This is a genomic window from Mesobacillus subterraneus (assembly GCF_000934845.1).
Classification (GTDB): domain Bacteria; phylum Bacillota; class Bacilli; order Bacillales; family Cytobacillaceae; genus Mesobacillus; species Mesobacillus stamsii.
On sequence record NZ_JXIQ01000034.1, the window covers coordinates 1 to 16,114 of the forward strand.

Annotated in this window: 18 protein-coding genes, 1 tRNA gene, 1 other RNA gene and 1 other annotated feature; of the genes, 7 read left to right on the forward strand and 13 right to left on the reverse strand. The window is 43.8% G+C overall.

Annotated elements, in window-relative coordinates:
• The coding region (locus tag UB32_RS20265) for a hypothetical protein (RefSeq protein WP_206742570.1) at window positions 1-191 on the forward strand (191 nt) is incomplete at its 5' end.
• Between the two features lie 62 nt (window positions 192-253).
• On the opposite strand, the gene UB32_RS06000 is transcribed toward UB32_RS20265, so the two are convergent.
• The 7 genes from UB32_RS06000 to tadA all read right to left on the reverse strand — a co-directional run bounded on the left by UB32_RS06000 (window position 254) and on the right by tadA (window position 4,456).
• Window positions 254-517 carry a pro-sigmaK processing inhibitor BofA family protein gene (locus tag UB32_RS06000; protein ID WP_044392058.1) on the reverse strand — a complete coding sequence of 88 codons (264 nt, stop codon included), beginning with the start codon at window positions 515-517 and terminating at the stop codon, window positions 254-256.
• A 70-nt stretch (window positions 518-587) separates the two neighbouring features.
• Entirely contained in the window at window positions 588-809 is a 222-nt protein-coding gene (locus UB32_RS06005; RefSeq protein WP_044392060.1) for a YaaL family protein, read from the reverse strand.
• A 28-nt stretch (window positions 810-837) separates the two neighbouring features.
• Complete coding sequence (gene recR, locus UB32_RS06010; RefSeq protein ID WP_044392062.1) at window positions 838-1,434, reverse strand: recombination mediator RecR; 597 nt, start codon at window positions 1,432-1,434, stop codon at window positions 838-840.
• A 15-nt stretch (window positions 1,435-1,449) separates the two neighbouring features.
• A complete protein-coding gene (locus UB32_RS06015) occupies window positions 1,450-1,776 on the reverse strand; it encodes a YbaB/EbfC family nucleoid-associated protein (protein WP_044392064.1) in 327 nt (108 codons plus the stop codon).
• Between the two features lie 18 nt (window positions 1,777-1,794).
• The gene (gene dnaX, locus UB32_RS06020; protein WP_044392086.1) at window positions 1,795-3,477 is read right to left on the reverse strand and encodes a DNA polymerase III subunit gamma/tau; all 1,683 of its coding nucleotides are present in this window, start codon (window positions 3,475-3,477) and stop codon (window positions 1,795-1,797) included.
• Window positions 3,478-3,590: 113 nt separating this feature from the next.
• An RNA gene (ffs, locus tag UB32_RS19345) (signal recognition particle sRNA large type) lies at window positions 3,591-3,855 on the reverse strand.
• 100 nt (window positions 3,856-3,955) lie between these two features.
• On the reverse strand, window positions 3,956-4,456 hold the full coding sequence (tadA, locus tag UB32_RS06025) for a tRNA adenosine(34) deaminase TadA (RefSeq protein ID WP_044392066.1): 501 nt from the start codon (window positions 4,454-4,456) through the stop codon (window positions 3,956-3,958).
• A gap of 88 nt (window positions 4,457-4,544) precedes the next feature.
• Between tadA and UB32_RS06030 the strand changes: the two genes are divergently transcribed.
• The 4 genes from UB32_RS06030 (at window position 4,545) to UB32_RS06045 (ending at window position 7,902) form a co-directional block, all read left to right on the forward strand.
• Entirely contained in the window at window positions 4,545-5,084 is a 540-nt protein-coding gene (locus UB32_RS06030) for an isochorismatase family cysteine hydrolase (protein ID WP_044392068.1), read from the forward strand.
• Window positions 5,085-5,146: 62 nt separating this feature from the next.
• Complete coding sequence (locus tag UB32_RS06035) at window positions 5,147-6,430, forward strand: glycosyl hydrolase family 18 protein (RefSeq protein WP_044392070.1); 1,284 nt, start codon at window positions 5,147-5,149, stop codon at window positions 6,428-6,430.
• A 165-nt stretch (window positions 6,431-6,595) separates the two neighbouring features.
• The gene (locus UB32_RS06040; RefSeq protein WP_044392073.1) at window positions 6,596-7,237 is read left to right on the forward strand and encodes a deoxynucleoside kinase; all 642 of its coding nucleotides are present in this window, start codon (window positions 6,596-6,598) and stop codon (window positions 7,235-7,237) included.
• Complete coding sequence (locus UB32_RS06045) at window positions 7,234-7,902, forward strand: deoxynucleoside kinase (protein ID WP_044392075.1); 669 nt, start codon at window positions 7,234-7,236, stop codon at window positions 7,900-7,902. Before UB32_RS06040 ends, UB32_RS06045 begins: the two co-directional genes overlap by 4 nt.
• A 151-nt stretch (window positions 7,903-8,053) precedes the next feature.
• Here UB32_RS06045 and UB32_RS06050 read toward each other — a convergent pair.
• From UB32_RS06050 to guaB, 6 genes are all read right to left on the reverse strand, one after another.
• Window positions 8,054-8,146: transfer RNA gene (locus UB32_RS06050), tRNA-Ser, on the reverse strand.
• A 118-nt stretch (window positions 8,147-8,264) separates the two neighbouring features.
• Entirely contained in the window at window positions 8,265-9,545 is a 1,281-nt protein-coding gene (serS, locus tag UB32_RS06055; RefSeq protein WP_044392077.1) for a serine--tRNA ligase, read from the reverse strand.
• Window positions 9,546-9,591: 46 nt separating this feature from the next.
• Window positions 9,592-9,808 (reverse strand) — a binding site (T-box leader).
• 51 nt (window positions 9,809-9,859) lie between these two features.
• Window positions 9,860-10,450 carry a pyridoxal 5'-phosphate synthase glutaminase subunit PdxT gene (pdxT, locus tag UB32_RS06060; protein ID WP_044392079.1) on the reverse strand — a complete coding sequence of 197 codons (591 nt, stop codon included), beginning with the start codon at window positions 10,448-10,450 and terminating at the stop codon, window positions 9,860-9,862.
• A 7-nt stretch (window positions 10,451-10,457) separates the two neighbouring features.
• Window positions 10,458-11,339 carry a pyridoxal 5'-phosphate synthase lyase subunit PdxS gene (gene pdxS / locus UB32_RS06065; protein ID WP_044392081.1) on the reverse strand — a complete coding sequence of 294 codons (882 nt, stop codon included), beginning with the start codon at window positions 11,337-11,339 and terminating at the stop codon, window positions 10,458-10,460.
• Between the two features lie 159 nt (window positions 11,340-11,498).
• The gene (locus UB32_RS06070; protein ID WP_052806967.1) at window positions 11,499-12,803 is read right to left on the reverse strand and encodes a serine hydrolase; all 1,305 of its coding nucleotides are present in this window, start codon (window positions 12,801-12,803) and stop codon (window positions 11,499-11,501) included.
• A gap of 232 nt (window positions 12,804-13,035) precedes the next feature.
• Window positions 13,036-14,502 (reverse strand): IMP dehydrogenase, encoded by a 1,467-nt coding sequence (gene guaB / locus UB32_RS06075; protein WP_044392082.1) that lies wholly within the window; start codon window positions 14,500-14,502, stop codon window positions 13,036-13,038.
• Between the two features lie 111 nt (window positions 14,503-14,613).
• On the opposite strand from guaB, the gene UB32_RS06080 reads away from it, so the two are divergent.
• Both UB32_RS06080 and UB32_RS20685 read left to right on the forward strand, forming a co-directional pair.
• Window positions 14,614-15,570 (forward strand): YaaC family protein, encoded by a 957-nt coding sequence (locus UB32_RS06080; protein WP_044392084.1) that lies wholly within the window; start codon window positions 14,614-14,616, stop codon window positions 15,568-15,570.
• 115 nt (window positions 15,571-15,685) lie between these two features.
• Window positions 15,686-15,811, forward strand: coding sequence for a hypothetical protein (locus UB32_RS20685; RefSeq protein ID WP_277813878.1), 126 nt, complete (start codon window positions 15,686-15,688; stop codon window positions 15,809-15,811).
• Window positions 15,812-16,114 lie beyond the last annotated feature (303 nt).

Genomic DNA, 16,114 nt, shown 5'->3' on the forward strand with positions numbered 1-16,114 from the left:
TGACGCTTGTTTGTTTAGTTTTCAAAGAACAATTTTGTGTGCGCCGCTCAGAAGCGACTTTAATAATATATCACGCTGCTGTCATTTCGTCAACATCTTTTTTTACAAGTTATCAACTGCTGTTCAACAGCAACTTTTATATAATAACAACTTCTGCTTTTCTGGTCAATAGATTTTTTTCAAAAAAATGAATTGTTTTAATCAGAAGCCTTAAAAATGAAAACGCCGCTTTAGAAGAAGCGGCGTTCGTTGCTTATATAATCCAAGTCTGAATTGCAATTAGGGCGAATACACCTGGTATTCCTAGCAATCCCGAGACTGTTGCAGTTGCAATGTTGATTGGCACATAGATTCCAAAATTTGTTCCAAAAGCGTTAAGAAAGAATAGAAAAAGAGCTCCAATTAGGATTTTTACCGCACTCTGTCCGATGAGACGCAACGGCTTTGTCGGCGCGCCGATGATGAGCAGCAGCAGAATCAATCCGCCTAGAACCGAAATGACAACTATAGGATCCATACTTATCCTCCTTATTTCCATGTCTTCTACAAGTTTATGTACAAGTTATAGAAATAAGAACTAATGGCATTTATTCTGATCTGACCGTGATTCTCCTATACCTTGCTTCTTTAAATAGAAAGAAGTATTTCGCTTCAGCAATCTTTGCTTCTGTGATAAATTCTTCTGGTGGATCAAAGCTTCTTTCAACCAGTCGCTTTTGATTACTCCAGTTCGTCTTCATGCTGTTCAGCTGCCCCAAGAGTTTTTGATCAAATTCTTTTCTTAGCCATTTCTTTTTACGAAATAACATGATTGTCCTCCATTAAAGCGCTTCTGAATTAAACTTCCCGGCGTCCTTCGATTGCTTTTGATAGTGTGACTTCGTCTGCGTATTCCAGGTCCCCTCCGACTGGTAGACCATGGGCGATCCTTGTAACCTTGATTCCTGATGGTTTAAGAAGCCTTGAGATGTACATTGCCGTCGCTTCCCCTTCAATGTTGGGGTTCGTGGCAAGAATGACTTCCTGGACAGTTTCATCCTGAAGCCTTTTCAACAAATCAGGTATATTAATGTCTTCTGGTCCAATCCCATCCATTGGAGAAATCGCTCCATGGAGCACATGGTACAGTCCGTTGTATTCCTTCATTTTTTCCATTGCAATGACGTCCTTTGGGTCCTGGACGACGCAGAGGATCGTGCGGTCACGGCGCTGGTCTTCGCAAATATAACATGGGTCCTGGTCCGTAATATGACCGCAGACAGAGCAATAAGACAGATTGCGCTTCGCGCTTACCAAAGCCTTAGCGAAATCCAACACGGTTTCTTCCTTCATGCTTAAGATGAAAAAAGCCAGACGAGCGGCTGTTTTCGGGCCGATACCTGGCAATTTCATAAAGCTGTCGATCAGCTTTGATATTGGTTCAGGATAATGCATTCTAAATCATTCCTCCTAGAACATTCCCCCAGGAAGGTTCATCCCTTTTGTGAATTGCCCCATTGTCTTGCTTGTTAATTCTTCCGCTTTTTTCAATGCATCGTTTGTGGCAGCAAGCACTAGATCCTGAAGCATTTCGACATCATCTGGATCTACGACCTCAGGTTTGATTTGGACATCGACGATTTCTTTATGGCCAGTTACGATAACCGTTACCATTCCACCGCCTGCGGTACCTTCAATTTTTTCTTCACCTAACTGAACCTGTGCTTCTTCCATTTTCTTTTGCATTTTTTGCATTTGCTTCATCATGTTTTGCATATTACCATTTCCTCGCATCATGTAAACATACCTCCAAATTTAATCTTGTATTTGTATTAATTCATCGCCAAATAATTTCTTGGCTTCGGCAATCAGCGGGTCTTCACTGGCAGCAGCTTGCCCTTCTGTTGCTCCATCGCCTCTCTGGCTGATAAAGTTTTCCCTTATTTTAAGCCACTGTTCTTCCGGCACACCGATGACCTGCATTCTTTTCCCTGCATATTCCTGCATCGCGACACTGACGGTTTCCGTGAACCTCGTATTTTCCATTGCCATCTGACAGTGAATCTCATATTTGAATTTGATCACGACCGCCTCATCAGATGCAGCAACCGGTTCGGCTTCATTCAAAAGTGCTGCCTGCGAACGCATTTGCTTTGCAGCCAGCATCTCGAGCAAGTCTCCCCAGCGCACTTTAATGGCTTGAAGATTAGACTTCGTTGCATTTTTCAGCACTTCATTGATTTTTCCGGTTGGTGCCCGGAAGCCCTTTCGGTTCGGACGAGATGCTTTCTTGGCAGCAGCAGGTTCACTTGGTGCAGCAACAGGATTTTGCTGAAAATCGGCCAATTTTTCTTCTAGCTGTTCAATTCTCTTCAATAAAGGTTCAACCTGTACATTGTTTGTCTGCCTCTGTTGATCGAGCTGGCATAGTTTCACGATCGCGACTTCAAGGAATATACGCGGATGGTTCGTCCAGCGCATTTCTTGCTGCGCTTTGTTCAAGACTTCCATCCATTCATATAATTGTGCGGGTTCTATTTGATTCGCAAGTTCCTGAAAATCGTGATCGAGCATGACTCGTTCCATCGCTTCTTCCAATGCTGGTGCTGCCTTATACAGGAGCATGTCGCGGTAAAAGAAAATCATGTCTTCTATAAATCTTCCTGGGTCTTTCCCTTGTAAAAGCAGCTCGTCCAATGCCCTCAGTCCCGCAGCGGCATTTTTTTCATAAATCGCTTTCGCTAGCTGATTCAGGATGTTCTGTGATACCGTTCCTGTTACAGAGAGCGCATCTTCCATCGTTACTCGGTCCTGGCTGAACGAAATGGCCTGGTCTAACAGACTTAAGGCATCACGCATTCCGCCTTCTGCCGCCCTGGCAATGATTTGCAAGGCGGTATCATCGCAATCCACTGCAGATTCCTCAACAATTTGCTTCATTCTGCCGACAATGGCTTGCGCGGTAATTCTCTTGAAATCAAATCGCTGGCATCGCGAAATGATCGTGAGTGGAATCTTATGGGGCTCAGTCGTAGCAAGAATAAAGATGACATGCTTCGGAGGCTCTTCCAGTGTTTTCAGCAAGGCGTTGAAAGCTCCGATGGAAAGCATATGGACCTCATCAATGATATATACTTTATACTTTACGACGTTAGGAGCATATTTTACTTTATCCCGAATATCCCGAATCTCCTCTACTCCATTGTTGGAAGCAGCATCGATTTCCATTACATCGGGAATCGATCCATCGGTTATTCCCCGGCATGCATCGCATTCATTGCATGGCTCTGCTGTCGGTGCTTGTTCACAGTTAACCGCTTTTGCCAGAATTTTCGCAGCACTCGTTTTACCAGTCCCACGCGGACCGGAAAAAAGGTAAGCATGTGATGTTTTTTGTTGAAGAAGAGCGTTTTGGAGTGTCGTTGTGATATGTTCCTGTCCGACTACATCAATGAACTGCTGTGGACGCCAGACACGATATAATGCTTGGTAGGCCAATGACATCGCTCCCTTCGTATAATCCTTCCTATTATAACGCAACTTTTCGGACATTTACACAAAAAACTCATCTCGATAAGAAGAGATGAGTTCGATGAAATCATATGTAACTGCCGTGCACCTTCCATCGACTGAATACCATAAGCGTAACTCAAGCAGTTAGCTCGGCCCAGGCAACCCTGCGGCACATGAGAGCGTCCACTTAATGCTGCTTCCTTCCGGACCTGACATGGTTCATGGATTCCCATTGCGCAGGACCCGGGCGTCAACACCACTTACTTAAGGCAGGCCCTACAGTAAATCAGCCTCAGAAAGGGATTCATCCCCGCTAGAGCGGATTGCGGGTACAGGGCACCGCTACCTCCCCGACTAGCACGGCAAAATTGAAACCAGATTTGGGTGTGCCTCAAGGACACATACATAGTATACTAACTATGCCAATAAAAATCAATGTTTATCAGCTGTCAATTCCTGTATATTATTCTAACTCCTGTCTCGCCTGTTTCCGCTTCTGCTTTTTCTCTTCTCGAAGCTTACGAAAAAAATCAGACAGCAATGCTCCACATTCCGCTTTTAATACACCTGATACCACTTCACTTTGATGATTGAATCGCTCATCCTCGAGAAGATTCATCAGAGTGCCGGCACAACCTCCTTTTGGGTCTGCCGCACCGTATACTACTTTGTTCACTCGCGAGAGCATGATGGCCCCGGCACACATCGGACAAGGCTCCAGAGTGACGTAGAGAGTTGCTTCTTCAAGCCGCCATGTGCCAAGTTTCTTACATGCGGCTTCTATCGCCAGTACCTCAGCGTGGGCAACTGAGCTTTGTCTGGTTTCGCGGAGATTATGCGCCTTGGCGATGACCTCTCCGTTCAAGACGATGACCGCACCGATCGGCACCTCGCCTATCTGCCTTGCTTTTTTTGCTTCTTCCAATGCTGCTAGCATATATTGTTCATCTGGAGTATATTCCATTTTTTCCTCCACTTAGCTGTTTTCTCTTTCCAACTGGTTTAATAATTCCCTTCCGGTAAAAATATAAGGGAAAGGAGAGGATGATTCTATGTCAAATACTGCGCTGTTAATCATCGATATGATTAATGACTTTCATTTTGATGCAGGGACAGCCCTTGCAAAAAATACAAAAAAGATTCTCGATCCGATTGTAAACTTAAAGAAATTTTTCAACGAAAAGGACATGCCCGTCATCTATATTAATGACCATTATAATCTATGGCAGGCTGATTTTGAAAAAATTATCGATTATTGCACGAATGACACAAGCGAGGACATCATCAAAAAAATCAGCCCTGAAAAGAACCATGACTATTTCCTAATCAAGCCGAAGCACTCCGCTTTTTATGGAACCGCATTGCATACTTTGCTTCAGCAGCTGAAAGTAGATACCGTAGTCCTCGCCGGAATCGCCGGGAATATTTGTGTGCTGTTTACTGCGAATGACGCGTATATGCGGGAATACAAGCTCATCATTCCAGAGGACTTCATTGCCTCAAATAATGAAGAGGACAACAAATATGCGCTGACGATGATGAAAAATGTCCTATCCGCCGATACAAGCCCATCTTATAAGCTTAATTTCTAACATACTGCTTTTTCTTCCTTCATACAATGGTGGTAGCGCTAAATTGCCAAGGAGGGAAGAAGATGCAAATCCATGTAGTACAGCAAGGACAAACATTGTCACAGATTGCTCAAATGTACGGGTCAGCTGTTGTCGATATTACCGAGGCAAACCAACTGCCTAACCCAAATAATCTGGTCGTTGGTCAGGCAATAGTCATCCCGATTATCGGTAGTTTCTATTTTGTCCAGCCGGGAGACAGCTTATGGTCCATTTCCCGAAGGTTTCGAACCACCCCCCAGGAGCTTGCCCGAATCAACGCCCTTTCCATGAACCAAATACTCCCAGTTGGTTTCCGGCTCTATCTTCCTCAACAGCCAAAGTCTAATGCAGAATTCAACGCCTATGTAGAACCTCGCGGGAACACGGTCGCCCCCGAACTAGAAACAGCGGCACGGGATGCAGCACCTTATTTGACATACCTTGCTCCCTTCAGCTTTCAAGCGATGCGTGATGGAACTTTGAAGGAGCCGCTTTTAAACCATTTTCCGGCGATCGCCGAGGCAAACAATACGATATTAATGATGGTCATTACCAATCAGGAAAAGGATCAGTTCAGCGATCAGCTTGGCCGTATCCTGCTGAATGATCTCGCTATTCAGAATAAATTCCTGAACAATATTGTTTCCACAGCTAAAAAATATGGCTTCCGCGATATTCATTTTGATTTTGAATTTCTGCGGCCGGCAGACCGGGAAGCCTATAACACTTTCCTGCGAAAAGCGAGAAATCGTTTTAAACAAGAAGGCTGGTTTATTTCGTCTGCATTAGCTCCTAAAACAAGCGCAGCTCAGACGGGTGCCTGGTACACAGCTCATGACTATAAAGCGCACGGGGAAATAGTCGATTTCGTTGTCATCATGACTTATGAATGGGGGTATAGCGGTGGACCTGCCCAGGCAGTATCCCCAATTGGCCCTGTCCGCGAAGTGCTGGAATATGCTGCGAGTGAAATACCTCCGCAGAAAATCATGATGGGCCAGAATCTTTATGGTTACGATTGGACACTGCCATTTGTCCAGGGTTCCATTGCCCGAGCTGTCAGTCCGCAGCAAGCCATCCAAATCGCACTCGAACATAAGGTCGCGATCGAGTATAACGCAAAGGCTCAAGCCCCGACTTTCCGCTACACAGCAACAGATGGAAAACAGCATGAAGTCTGGTTTGAGGATGCGCGTTCCATTCAGGCAAAATTTGACTTGATCAAAGAATTAAACCTGCGAGGCATGAGCTATTGGAAGCTAGGATTGTCTTTCCCGCAAAATTGGCTGCTCATTGAGGAAAATTTTACCGTTGTAAAAAGATAAATTTCCGATAAAAGAAGACAGGCGCAGGAAGGTTGCGGCTGTCTTCTTTTTTTGACAAAATAGGGAATATCCATTCCGTGTACTAGTGTGATAAAATGAAATCTGCGTGATTCGACTTATAGAAATGAAAAAAGATACAGATGCACCGGAGAGGGAGGACATGTTGTGGAAGGAATACCTTTTATAACGGTTGAAGGACCGATTGGGATTGGCAAAACATCATTGGCAAAAGCCATTTCCGAACGATTCCAATTTGCACTTTTAAAAGAAATCGTCGATGAAAATCCATTTTTAGGGAAGTTTTATGCCAACATCGAAGAATGGAGTTTTCAGACAGAAATGTTTTTCCTCTGCAATCGATACAAGCAGCTTGGAGATATTAATGAGCATTACCTCAGCCAAAATAAACCTGTAGTAGCTGATTATCATATCATGAAAAATCTAATTTTCGCCCAGCGTACATTGAACGAGCAGGAATACAAAAAATACTTAGATATCTATCAGATTTTAACAAAGGATATGCCAAAACCAAATGTTATCATCTATCTTAATTCCAGCCTCGATACCTTGCTTGAGCGCATCAAATTGCGCGGCCGCGCAGTCGAAAAAAACATCAGTCCTTTATATTTAGAGCAATTATCGCTGGATTATGAGCAAGCAATGGGGCAATTTGAACATGACCATCCCGACATCCCAGTTCTCCGTTTTAGCGGCGATGACCTGGATTTTGTCAATAAGGATACAGATCTCCAGCTGATCATGGACCAACTAAGCGCAACATTAAGCAAAGGGAGCGTACAACCATGAATTTAAGAACAAAATACAATATCCCCGCCAATGCTGTCATCACGATTGCTGGCACAGTTGGTGTCGGCAAATCTACGATGACGAATGCTCTGGCAGATGCCCTCCGGTTTCGGACATCCCTTGAAAAGGTGGACACAAATCCATACCTTGACAAGTTTTATGCGGATTTTGAACGCTGGAGCTTCCACCTGCAAATATACTTCCTCGCGGAGCGCTTCAAGGAACAAAAAAGAATGTTTGAATATGGTGGCGGTTTTATCCAGGATCGTTCCATTTATGAAGATACCGGCATTTTCGCAAAAATGCATTATGAAAAAGGAACAATGTCTCCGGTAGACTATGAAACATACAAAAGCCTTTTCGACGCAATGGTCATGACTCCGTATTTCCCTCATCCTGACCTGCTCATCTATCTTGAAGGTTCGATCGACGATATTCTTGACCGCATCAAGCTAAGAGGCCGCCCAATGGAACAGCAGACTCCGATTAGTTATTGGGAAGAAATGCATGTTCGCTATGAAGACTGGATCAATAACTTCAACGCATGCCCTGTGCTGCGCTTGAATATAAATGATTACGATCTATTCAACATTCCGGAGTCCATTGAACTAATCGTCGAGAAGATTGCCTCGCACATGAAACAAACACAATTACTAAAAAAATAAACCCGCAAACTGTAGACAACCTCGGATGAAAAATCCGTTTTGTTTACAGTTTTTTTTTAAGTATATAAAAAAACCCGCACCATTTAAGGAACGGGTTTTCTTACACAATCTCCAAATTGCTTTATGCGTTAATGCTTAATTGAAAAATAGATGGAGGAGGTAGAGGGATTCGAACCCCCGCGCGGTGTTACCCGCCTGTCGGTTTTCAAGACCGATCCCTTCAGCCGGACTTGGGTATACCTCCGAGACAAGAAATATAATACCACGTATTTAAAAACGAGTCAACTTATCTTTCAAATTTTTTTGGGCAGGTACATAACCTGCCCAAATGGAATGGTTCATTGGTGGTCAATCTAATCATCTTATTCTGGAGCGATAACTTCACGGTTGCCCATATATGGACGCAGTGCTTCCGGAATGATAACACTTCCGTCCGCCTGCTGATAGTTCTCGAGAATCGCAGCTACTGTTCGGCCAATCGCAAGGCCAGATCCATTCAGTGTATGCACGTGTTCAGGTTTTGCCTTTGGCTCACGTCGGAACCGGATATTTGCTCGTCTTGCCTGAAAGCTTTCAAAGTTACTGCAAGAAGAGATTTCCCTGTACGTACCATAACTCGGAATCCATACCTCGATATCATATTTTTTTGCGGCTGTAAATCCAAGGTCTGCCGAACACATGCTCAATACTCGGTATGGAAGACCTAACAACTGAAGCACTTTTTCCGCATGTCCAGTCAGCCTTTCCAGCTCGTCATAAGAGTCTTCTGGCTTCACAAACTTCACCAACTCGACTTTGTTGAACTGATGCTGCCGAATTAAACCGCGTGTATCCCGGCCGGCAGATCCTGCTTCTGAACGGAAACATGCACTGTATGCTGCGTAATTTACGGGCAGCTCTTCAGCGCTCAGGATTTCATCTCGATGCATATTCGTGACAGGCACCTCGGCTGTTGGGATTAGGAAGTAATCTTCGCTTTCAATTCGAAAGGCATCCTCTTCAAACTTAGGAAGCTGTCCTGTCCCCATCATACTTGCACGGTTTACCATGTACGGAGGAAGGATTTCCTTGTAGCCATGTTCATCGACATGTAAATCAAGCATAAAACTCATCAATGCGCGCTCCAGGCGTGCTCCCAAGCCTTTGTAAAAAACAAACCGGCTGCCTGTGACTTTTCCTGCCCGGTCAAAGTCAAGAATTTTTAGATGATCAGCGATCTCCCAATGCGGCTTCGCTTCAAATTCAAAGTCACGGACTTCGCCCCATTTGCGAATTTCAACGTTATCGTCTTCTGTTTCGCCTACCGGAACACTTTCATGCGGGATATTTGGGATGCTCAGCATTAAGGCCTCCAGCTCTTCCTCGACCTCACGCAACTGATCGTCCAGAATTTTGATTTTGTCGCCTACCTCACGCATTTCGGCAATTAAGTAGTCTGCATCCTGTTTTTCACGCTTCAGCTGGGCAACCTGCTGGGATACTTCATTCCTCCTGCTCTTCAGCTGCTCCGCTTCAAGGATCAATTCCCTGCGCTTGACATCGAGGTCCTCAAACTTTCCAAAATCAGTCATGTCTTCGCCCCGGTGCTGCAGCTTCTGTTTCACTTCCTCCAAATTCGCTCGCAAATACTTAATGTCTAACACTATTTTATCCTCCTTATGAAAAAAAATAAAAAACTCCCGTCCCCAAAAAAGGGACGAGAGTTAACCCGCGTTGCCACCCTAGTTGAAGGCAAAAATGCCCTCCACTCTTAAAATAACGGTTATTACCGAGAGTATTTACTGGCCGATACGGTGTTCCATACTCTGCTCGAGGGCGGATTCATTTGTTCCAGACACCGGTTCGCACCAACCACCGGTTCTCTTCAGAATGGAGACAAGCTACTATTCCCTCTCATCGCTTAACTATCGAATTTTAATTCATAATTTACTACAATTATGATCAGCATGCAAGCAGTTTATGCAAAATTTTTACGTTTAGACTGTTCCACCATTTTTACAAAGTAATTCATGAATCGATAATCATCCGTCAATTCCGGATGGAAGGAGCAACCGAGGAATTGACCATCCCGTGCCGCGACAATCCTGTTATTATGCTTTGCGAGCACTTCGACATTCTCGCCCGCTTCCACGATATGCGGAGCCCGTATGAAAACGGCGGAAAAATTGTCCGCTACTCCGGAAATATCGATATCCGCTTCAAAACTCTCCCGCTGGCGGCCAAACGAGTTGCGCTCTACTTTCACATCCATGACACCGATATGCGGCTCATCGTAGCCAACCAGGTCATTCGCAAGCAAAATCAGCCCTGCGCAAGTCCCAAACATCGGTTTGCCATCTGCAGCAAATTTTTTCAGCCCGTCCATGAAACGATATTTATCAATCAGACGGCGAATAGCCGTGCTCTCTCCGCCAGGAATGATCAATCCGTCAATCTCGTTTAGCTGCTCGGGACGTTTCACTATAACGCCCTCTGCCCCGGAAGCCTCAATTGCCCATATATGCTCACGAATCGCCCCCTGAAGGCCTAGTACCCCAATCTTCACCATATCTCTTCTACCAGCCGCGATCCTGCATGCGGGCTTCAGGTGCCAGTGAGGAGATCTCCATGCCCTTCATCGGAATGCCAAGGCCTTTCGAAATGTTCGCAATCAGTTCATAATCCTGATAATGCGTCGTTGCCTCGACAATTGCTTTTGCAAATTTTGCTGGATTATCAGATTTGAAGATACCGGATCCTACAAATACTCCGTCTGCGCCTAACTGCATCATTAATGCGGCGTCTGCTGGCGTTGCTATGCCACCTGCGGCAAAGTTGACGACCGGGAGACGTCCTAACTCCTTGATCTCAAGAAGAAGCTCATATGGCGCTCCTAGAAGCTTAGCTTCCGTCATTAGCTCGTCGATGTCCATGGCGACTACCTTGCGAACCTGTGCATTCACCTTGCGGATATGGCGTACAGCTTCCACGATGTTACCAGTGCCTGGCTCTCCCTTTGTCCGAAGCATCGATGCTCCCTCTCCAATTCTTCTCGTTGCTTCGCCAAGGTCGCGGCAACCACAAACAAAAGGAACGGTGTAATCCTTCTTAAACAGATGGTATTCCTCATCTGCTGGCGTCAAAACTTCACTTTCATCAATATAATCAACGCCCATGGCTTCCAGCATACGCGCTTCTACAATATGGCCAATTCTAGTTTTTGCCATAACAGGAATCGTGACGGCATTCATGACTTCTTCCACGATTTTCGGGTCAGCCATTCTTGCTACACCGCCAGCTGCACGAATATCTGAAGGGACTCGTTCAAGTGCCATTACGGCAACCGCACCTGCATCCTCAGCGATCTTCGCCTGCTCGGCATTGACAACATCCATAATTACGCCGCCCTTTTGCATTTCTGCCATCCCGCGTTTCACACGTTCTGTACCTGCCTTCATTTTTTTATTCCCCCTTGTCCCTTTTAAAGGGATTACTATGTTAAGCAAATAAAAAATAACTGGATATTCGGACTTTTTTTATCGGAATTACAGCTATCCTCTAAAGAAAATAAACAACAAAAAACGATTCCTGTCAAGACAGGAACCGTTTCTTTGCCATTAAAACCAACCTTTTACCGTATCGGCAGCGCCGCCAAACAGATCTCCAAAAAATCCGCCGATTCCGCGCATCGCCAGCACAAACCAGTTCGCTTTTTCGACACTTTCTGCAGCTACAACCGGAACCTGAATCTCTTTTTGGCCAGATTCTGTTAGGAAGCTAATTTTTTCCTCATTATTGGTTTTAACCGTCAGATAGCCGACTTGTTCGCCCTGTTTGATTGGAGCAGTTAACTCGCCATCTTTCGTCAGCTTCTTTTTATCCAAAACAAGAACTGGCTGATATTGATCTTTTTCGCCGTTTCTGATTGTCATGGAAATTGCCTTATCCGTTTGAATCTTCACGCTATCAGCCTTGCCTTTGGTAACCGGAAGAGTTTTTTTATCTTGTATTTGGAAATTATTTTCCATAAGTTCTTCTTTTGTAAAATTACTGAAAGCATAATCAAAGATTTTCCGAGTCTCCGCAAACCGGCTATCCTTGGAGTCTGCCTTCATAACAACAGAAATGAATCTTTGGCCATTCCTCATTGCCGTAGCAGTAAAACCATATCCTGCAAAATCAGTAGATCCTGTCTTCAGGCCATCAACCCCATCGTATTGATAAATCAGGCCTGGAAGCATCCAGTTAAAGTTCTTATACTCGCGGCCATCACGGAATTTTAAGACGGGTACACTTGCTGTTTTTAAAATATCCGGATAATCCTGCAACAGACGGTAGGCAAGCAGGGCCATGGAACGTGCAGACATGACATTTTCTTCTTCAGGACTTCCGGCAGGATAATTCCCTAATAAATCGCTATTATTCAAGCCTGAAGAGTTTACGAATTTATAATCCTTTAAGCCTAACTCGGCCGCTTTTTTATTCATTTTTTCAACATGATTCTTCTCTGTTCCAGAAAGAACCTCCGCAAGCGCAACAGTAGCTGCATTTCCGGAATGAATGGCCATTGCTTCGTACAATTCCTTTACTGTATAATCCTCTCCCTGCGTCAGCCCAACATTCGACAAACCGGGTGCACCAGATAGCTTATAGACATACTCATTGATCTTCACTTTTTGGTCCCATTGCAGTTTTCCCTGCTTGATCGCTTCCAGTACCATATATTCTGTCATCATTTTAGACATGGAGGCGACACCAAGAACCACATCGCTATTTTTCTCATACAATACTCTGCCAGTATCGGCATCAATCAGCATCGCTGCCTCTGCATCGATGCCCAGCTGTCCTTCTGCTGCTTCTGCTTCCGTGGAAAAACCTGAAAACATTGTTGTGATCGTTAAAATGAATGCTGCAAAAAACATCGAAAGCTGTTTCTGTTTACGATTCAAAACGAATTTCCCTCCATCATTTAAAAGTTATCTATAAAACTTGCATATTTTTTTGCGTCTAAAAACACACCCGTTTAGTTTACCATAAAAAAATCCAAAAAAATAGACAGAGAATAGTCACTCTGTCTATTGTAAAATCAGGAAAAAAGTATTAGTAGAAGCTTGTTTTTTCCGTTATACTCATGAACCTATAGTCGGTTTTCCCTTAAGACATAGAATAATTTGGTGCTTCCTTTGTGATCTGGACATCGTGCGGGTGGCTCTCTCGCAAGCCGGCGCCAGTCATTCGGATGAACTGGGCATTTTCTCTCAATTCCTCAAGATTTGCTGTTCCGCAGTATCCCATGCCCGACCGAATTCCACCGATCAGCTGATAGATCGTATCTGTCAGCGGTCCTTTGTAAGGGATTCTTCCTTCAATTCCCTCTGGAACAAATTTTTTGTTATCTTCTTGGAAGTACCGATCTTTTGACCCTTTTTCCATCGCAGCAACGGAGCCCATCCCGCGGTACACTTTGAAGCGTCTTCCCTGGTAAATTTCGGTTTCACCCGGACTCTCCGTTACACCAGCCAGCAAGCTGCCAAGCATGACTGCATGCCCTCCAGCTGCAAGTGCTTTTACGATATCCCCGGAGTATTTAATCCCGCCATCCGCGATAATTGCCTTGCCATGCTTGCGCGCTTCTGTTGCACAGTCATAAACAGCCGTAATCTGCGGGACACCTACTCCAGCAACCACTCGCGTTGTGCAGATTGAACCTGGGCCAATCCCCACCTTAACAATATCTGCACCCGCGGCAATCAAATCTTTTGTTGCTTCTGCTGTCGCTACATTTCCTGCAATGATATTAAGTTCTGGATACGCTGTGCGGATTTGTTTTACCGTTTCAAGTACACCCTTCGAATGCCCATGAGCTGTATCAATTACAATAACATCAACATGTGATTTCACCAGCATTTCAACACGTTTCAACGTATCGGCTGTAACACCGACTGCAGCACCGCACAACAAACGGCCCTTCGAATCCTTGGAAGAATTCGGGAATTCAATTACTTTTTCAATATCTTTTATCGTAATGAGACCTTTCAAAACACCTTCGTCATTTACTAGTGGGAGTTTCTCTATCTTGTGAAGCTGAAGAATGCGTTCAGCTTCCTGAAGGGTAGTGCCTACAGAAGCGGTTACCAGATTCGTCTTCGTCATGACTTCGGCAATTTTGATCGAGTAATCCTGGATAAATCGCATATCACGATTGGTAATAATTCCAACAAGTTTTTGTTCCTGTTCGTTGTTGACAATCGGAACACCAGAAATTCGATATTTCCCCATTAAATGTTCCGCATCATAAACTTGATGCTCCGGAGTTAAAAAGAACGGATCGGTAATAACCCCACTTTCAGAACGCTTTACTTTATCAACCTGATCGGCCTGGGCTTCAATGGACATGTTTTTATGAATAATGCCAAGTCCACCCTGTCTTGCAATGCTAATTGCCAATTCAGCTTCTGTCACCGTATCCATTCCTGCACTGATGATTGGGATGTTCAGTCTCAGCGTCTCCGTCAGGTTTACCTTGAGGCTGACATCCTTTGGCAAAACCTCCGATTTAGCCGGCACCAACAGAACATCATCAAACGTTAATCCTTCTTTTTCAAACTTTCTTTCCCACATAGTAAATGCCCCCCTTTAAGAAAATATTATTTGTAGGTTATCAATTGGTTAAAATACTGTCAAGAACAGTTTTATTTGTTAGATTTTTCTGTTTACTTGGAGGTTTTATTCATGTCTTTTTCTTATAAAGAATGGAGTAGTTATACAATCTTCTTTTCAGCCGAATATTCTCAAGATTATCTTAAAAAATGCTACCGGAAAATCAATCATGATCAGCCTGATTTGAAGAGTTTTGAAAATTGCTATCCCTTTATGTATTATCTCGAACATGGAAAGCTTTATTATGAACAGGCAGAAAAAGCGCCGGTAGAAATTCAGCCGATCCTGCTTTTCTATGGACTCGTCCATCTCATTAAAGCCTGCATCCTGACTGTAGAGCCAGAGTATCCGGAGACGACAGCCGTCCTTGCTCATGGTGTTTCAACCAGAAAGCGCAAAAAGCAACAATACCGGTTCTCAGAAGATGAGGTGAAGTTTCAAAGAAATGGCTTATTTCCACTCATGGCTGAAAAAATGTTTCACATGAAACAATTAGAAGGAGAAAAAGCAACAATGGCTGACGTGATGGAACAGATTCCCGAACTCGCTAGCATCAATGTCTCCCTAAGAGGAAAGCAGAATTTTGAAGCGCTAAAACTGGAACAGGAAGGCCTTTATTCCCTGCCAAAATCCATTTTAGATCATTTTCATATGACCGAGAATCGTTTCAAGGAATTTCTTCCGCTAAAGTCAACCGTCCCTATCACGTTCCAAGACACAAAGGATGACACTCTCATGCTCAAAGCAAACTTTGATGCGGCTGCTGAGCCAATCCCTTTGAAATTCAATTTGGAGGAGCAACAGTATGTCCTTCCCCTAAAGAAAGGGGAATTGTTTTTATTTCCGGAATTGCTGTTGCATTATTTATTGCTATATAATCTTGGAATGATTGCTCGCTATGAAACAGAATGGTGGAGTGAATTGAACAAAATGATGCCAAATGACGATTACCCGCTCATTCAGACGTTTTTACAATCCACTATAAAAAAAGGGCCTTACTTAATTTACCAATTTTTAATCCATAAGTGATTTCTCAATGGTTACAAGAAAGGTAACCTTTCACAGATGCAGTTATTATGTTTAAAGATGCTTGTATCGGGAATTTCCTATTATATGGACATAGAAAATTAGAGGAGGTAGAAATATGGATCGAAAAAAACTAATGATGACAACTGTTGCTTTAGGTACAGCATACCTGCTAAAAGACCAAAAGTCACGTACAAAAATCATGGATCAACTTCAATCACTTGGCAAAAAGAAGAAGAATTGATGATACACAAAGCGCAAGCACTTTGTTCAACCCCGACAAGCGCTGCGCCTATAAACTGCTATAAGGGCATCTCTCGAGCGGAATGATACCCTTATGCGATCAATCCCTAAATTTTCCATTATTTAATACATTATCAAAATCTGTTTGGTCTACTTCTGAGGTCAAAGCTAGAAATTACAATGTAAAATGTTATTCCAGTAGTAACCTCGCTTATTTATATGATTTTGATTGTATTTTTCCAGTAACAAAAAAAGAACAGCTATATTAGCTGTTCTTTTTTTGTGCCCGGCGGCGTCCTACTCT

Bases quoted from the DNA above. Each gene is read 5' to 3' on its own strand.
- UB32_RS06045 (WP_044392075.1), top strand. From the start codon at position 7,234: ATGAATTTAAGAACAAAATACAATATCCCCGCCAATGCTGTCATCACG.
- UB32_RS20685 (WP_277813878.1), top strand. From the start codon at position 15,686: ATGGATCGAAAAAAACTAATGATGACAACTGTTGCTTTAGGTACAGCA.
- UB32_RS06005 (WP_044392060.1), bottom strand. From the start codon at position 809: ATGTTATTTCGTAAAAAGAAATGGCTAAGAAAAGAATTTGATCAAAAA.
- pdxS (WP_044392081.1), bottom strand. From the start codon at position 11,339: ATGAAGGCAGGTACAGAACGTGTGAAACGCGGGATGGCAGAAATGCAA.
- guaB (WP_044392082.1), bottom strand. From the start codon at position 14,502: ATGTGGGAAAGAAAGTTTGAAAAAGAAGGATTAACGTTTGATGATGTT.
- UB32_RS06000 (WP_044392058.1), bottom strand. From the start codon at position 517: ATGGATCCTATAGTTGTCATTTCGGTTCTAGGCGGATTGATTCTGCTG.
- UB32_RS06080 (WP_044392084.1), top strand. From the start codon at position 14,614: ATGTCTTTTTCTTATAAAGAATGGAGTAGTTATACAATCTTCTTTTCA.
- UB32_RS06015 (WP_044392064.1), bottom strand. From the start codon at position 1,776: ATGATGCGAGGAAATGGTAATATGCAAAACATGATGAAGCAAATGCAA.
- recR (WP_044392062.1), bottom strand. From the start codon at position 1,434: ATGCATTATCCTGAACCAATATCAAAGCTGATCGACAGCTTTATGAAA.
- pdxT (WP_044392079.1), bottom strand. From the start codon at position 10,450: ATGGTGAAGATTGGGGTACTAGGCCTTCAGGGGGCGATTCGTGAGCAT.
- UB32_RS06070 (WP_052806967.1), bottom strand. From the start codon at position 12,803: ATGTTTTTTGCAGCATTCATTTTAACGATCACAACAATGTTTTCAGGT.
- UB32_RS06030 (WP_044392068.1), top strand. From the start codon at position 4,545: ATGTCAAATACTGCGCTGTTAATCATCGATATGATTAATGACTTTCAT.
- UB32_RS06035 (WP_044392070.1), top strand. From the start codon at position 5,147: ATGCAAATCCATGTAGTACAGCAAGGACAAACATTGTCACAGATTGCT.
- tadA (WP_044392066.1), bottom strand. From the start codon at position 4,456: ATGGAATATACTCCAGATGAACAATATATGCTAGCAGCATTGGAAGAA.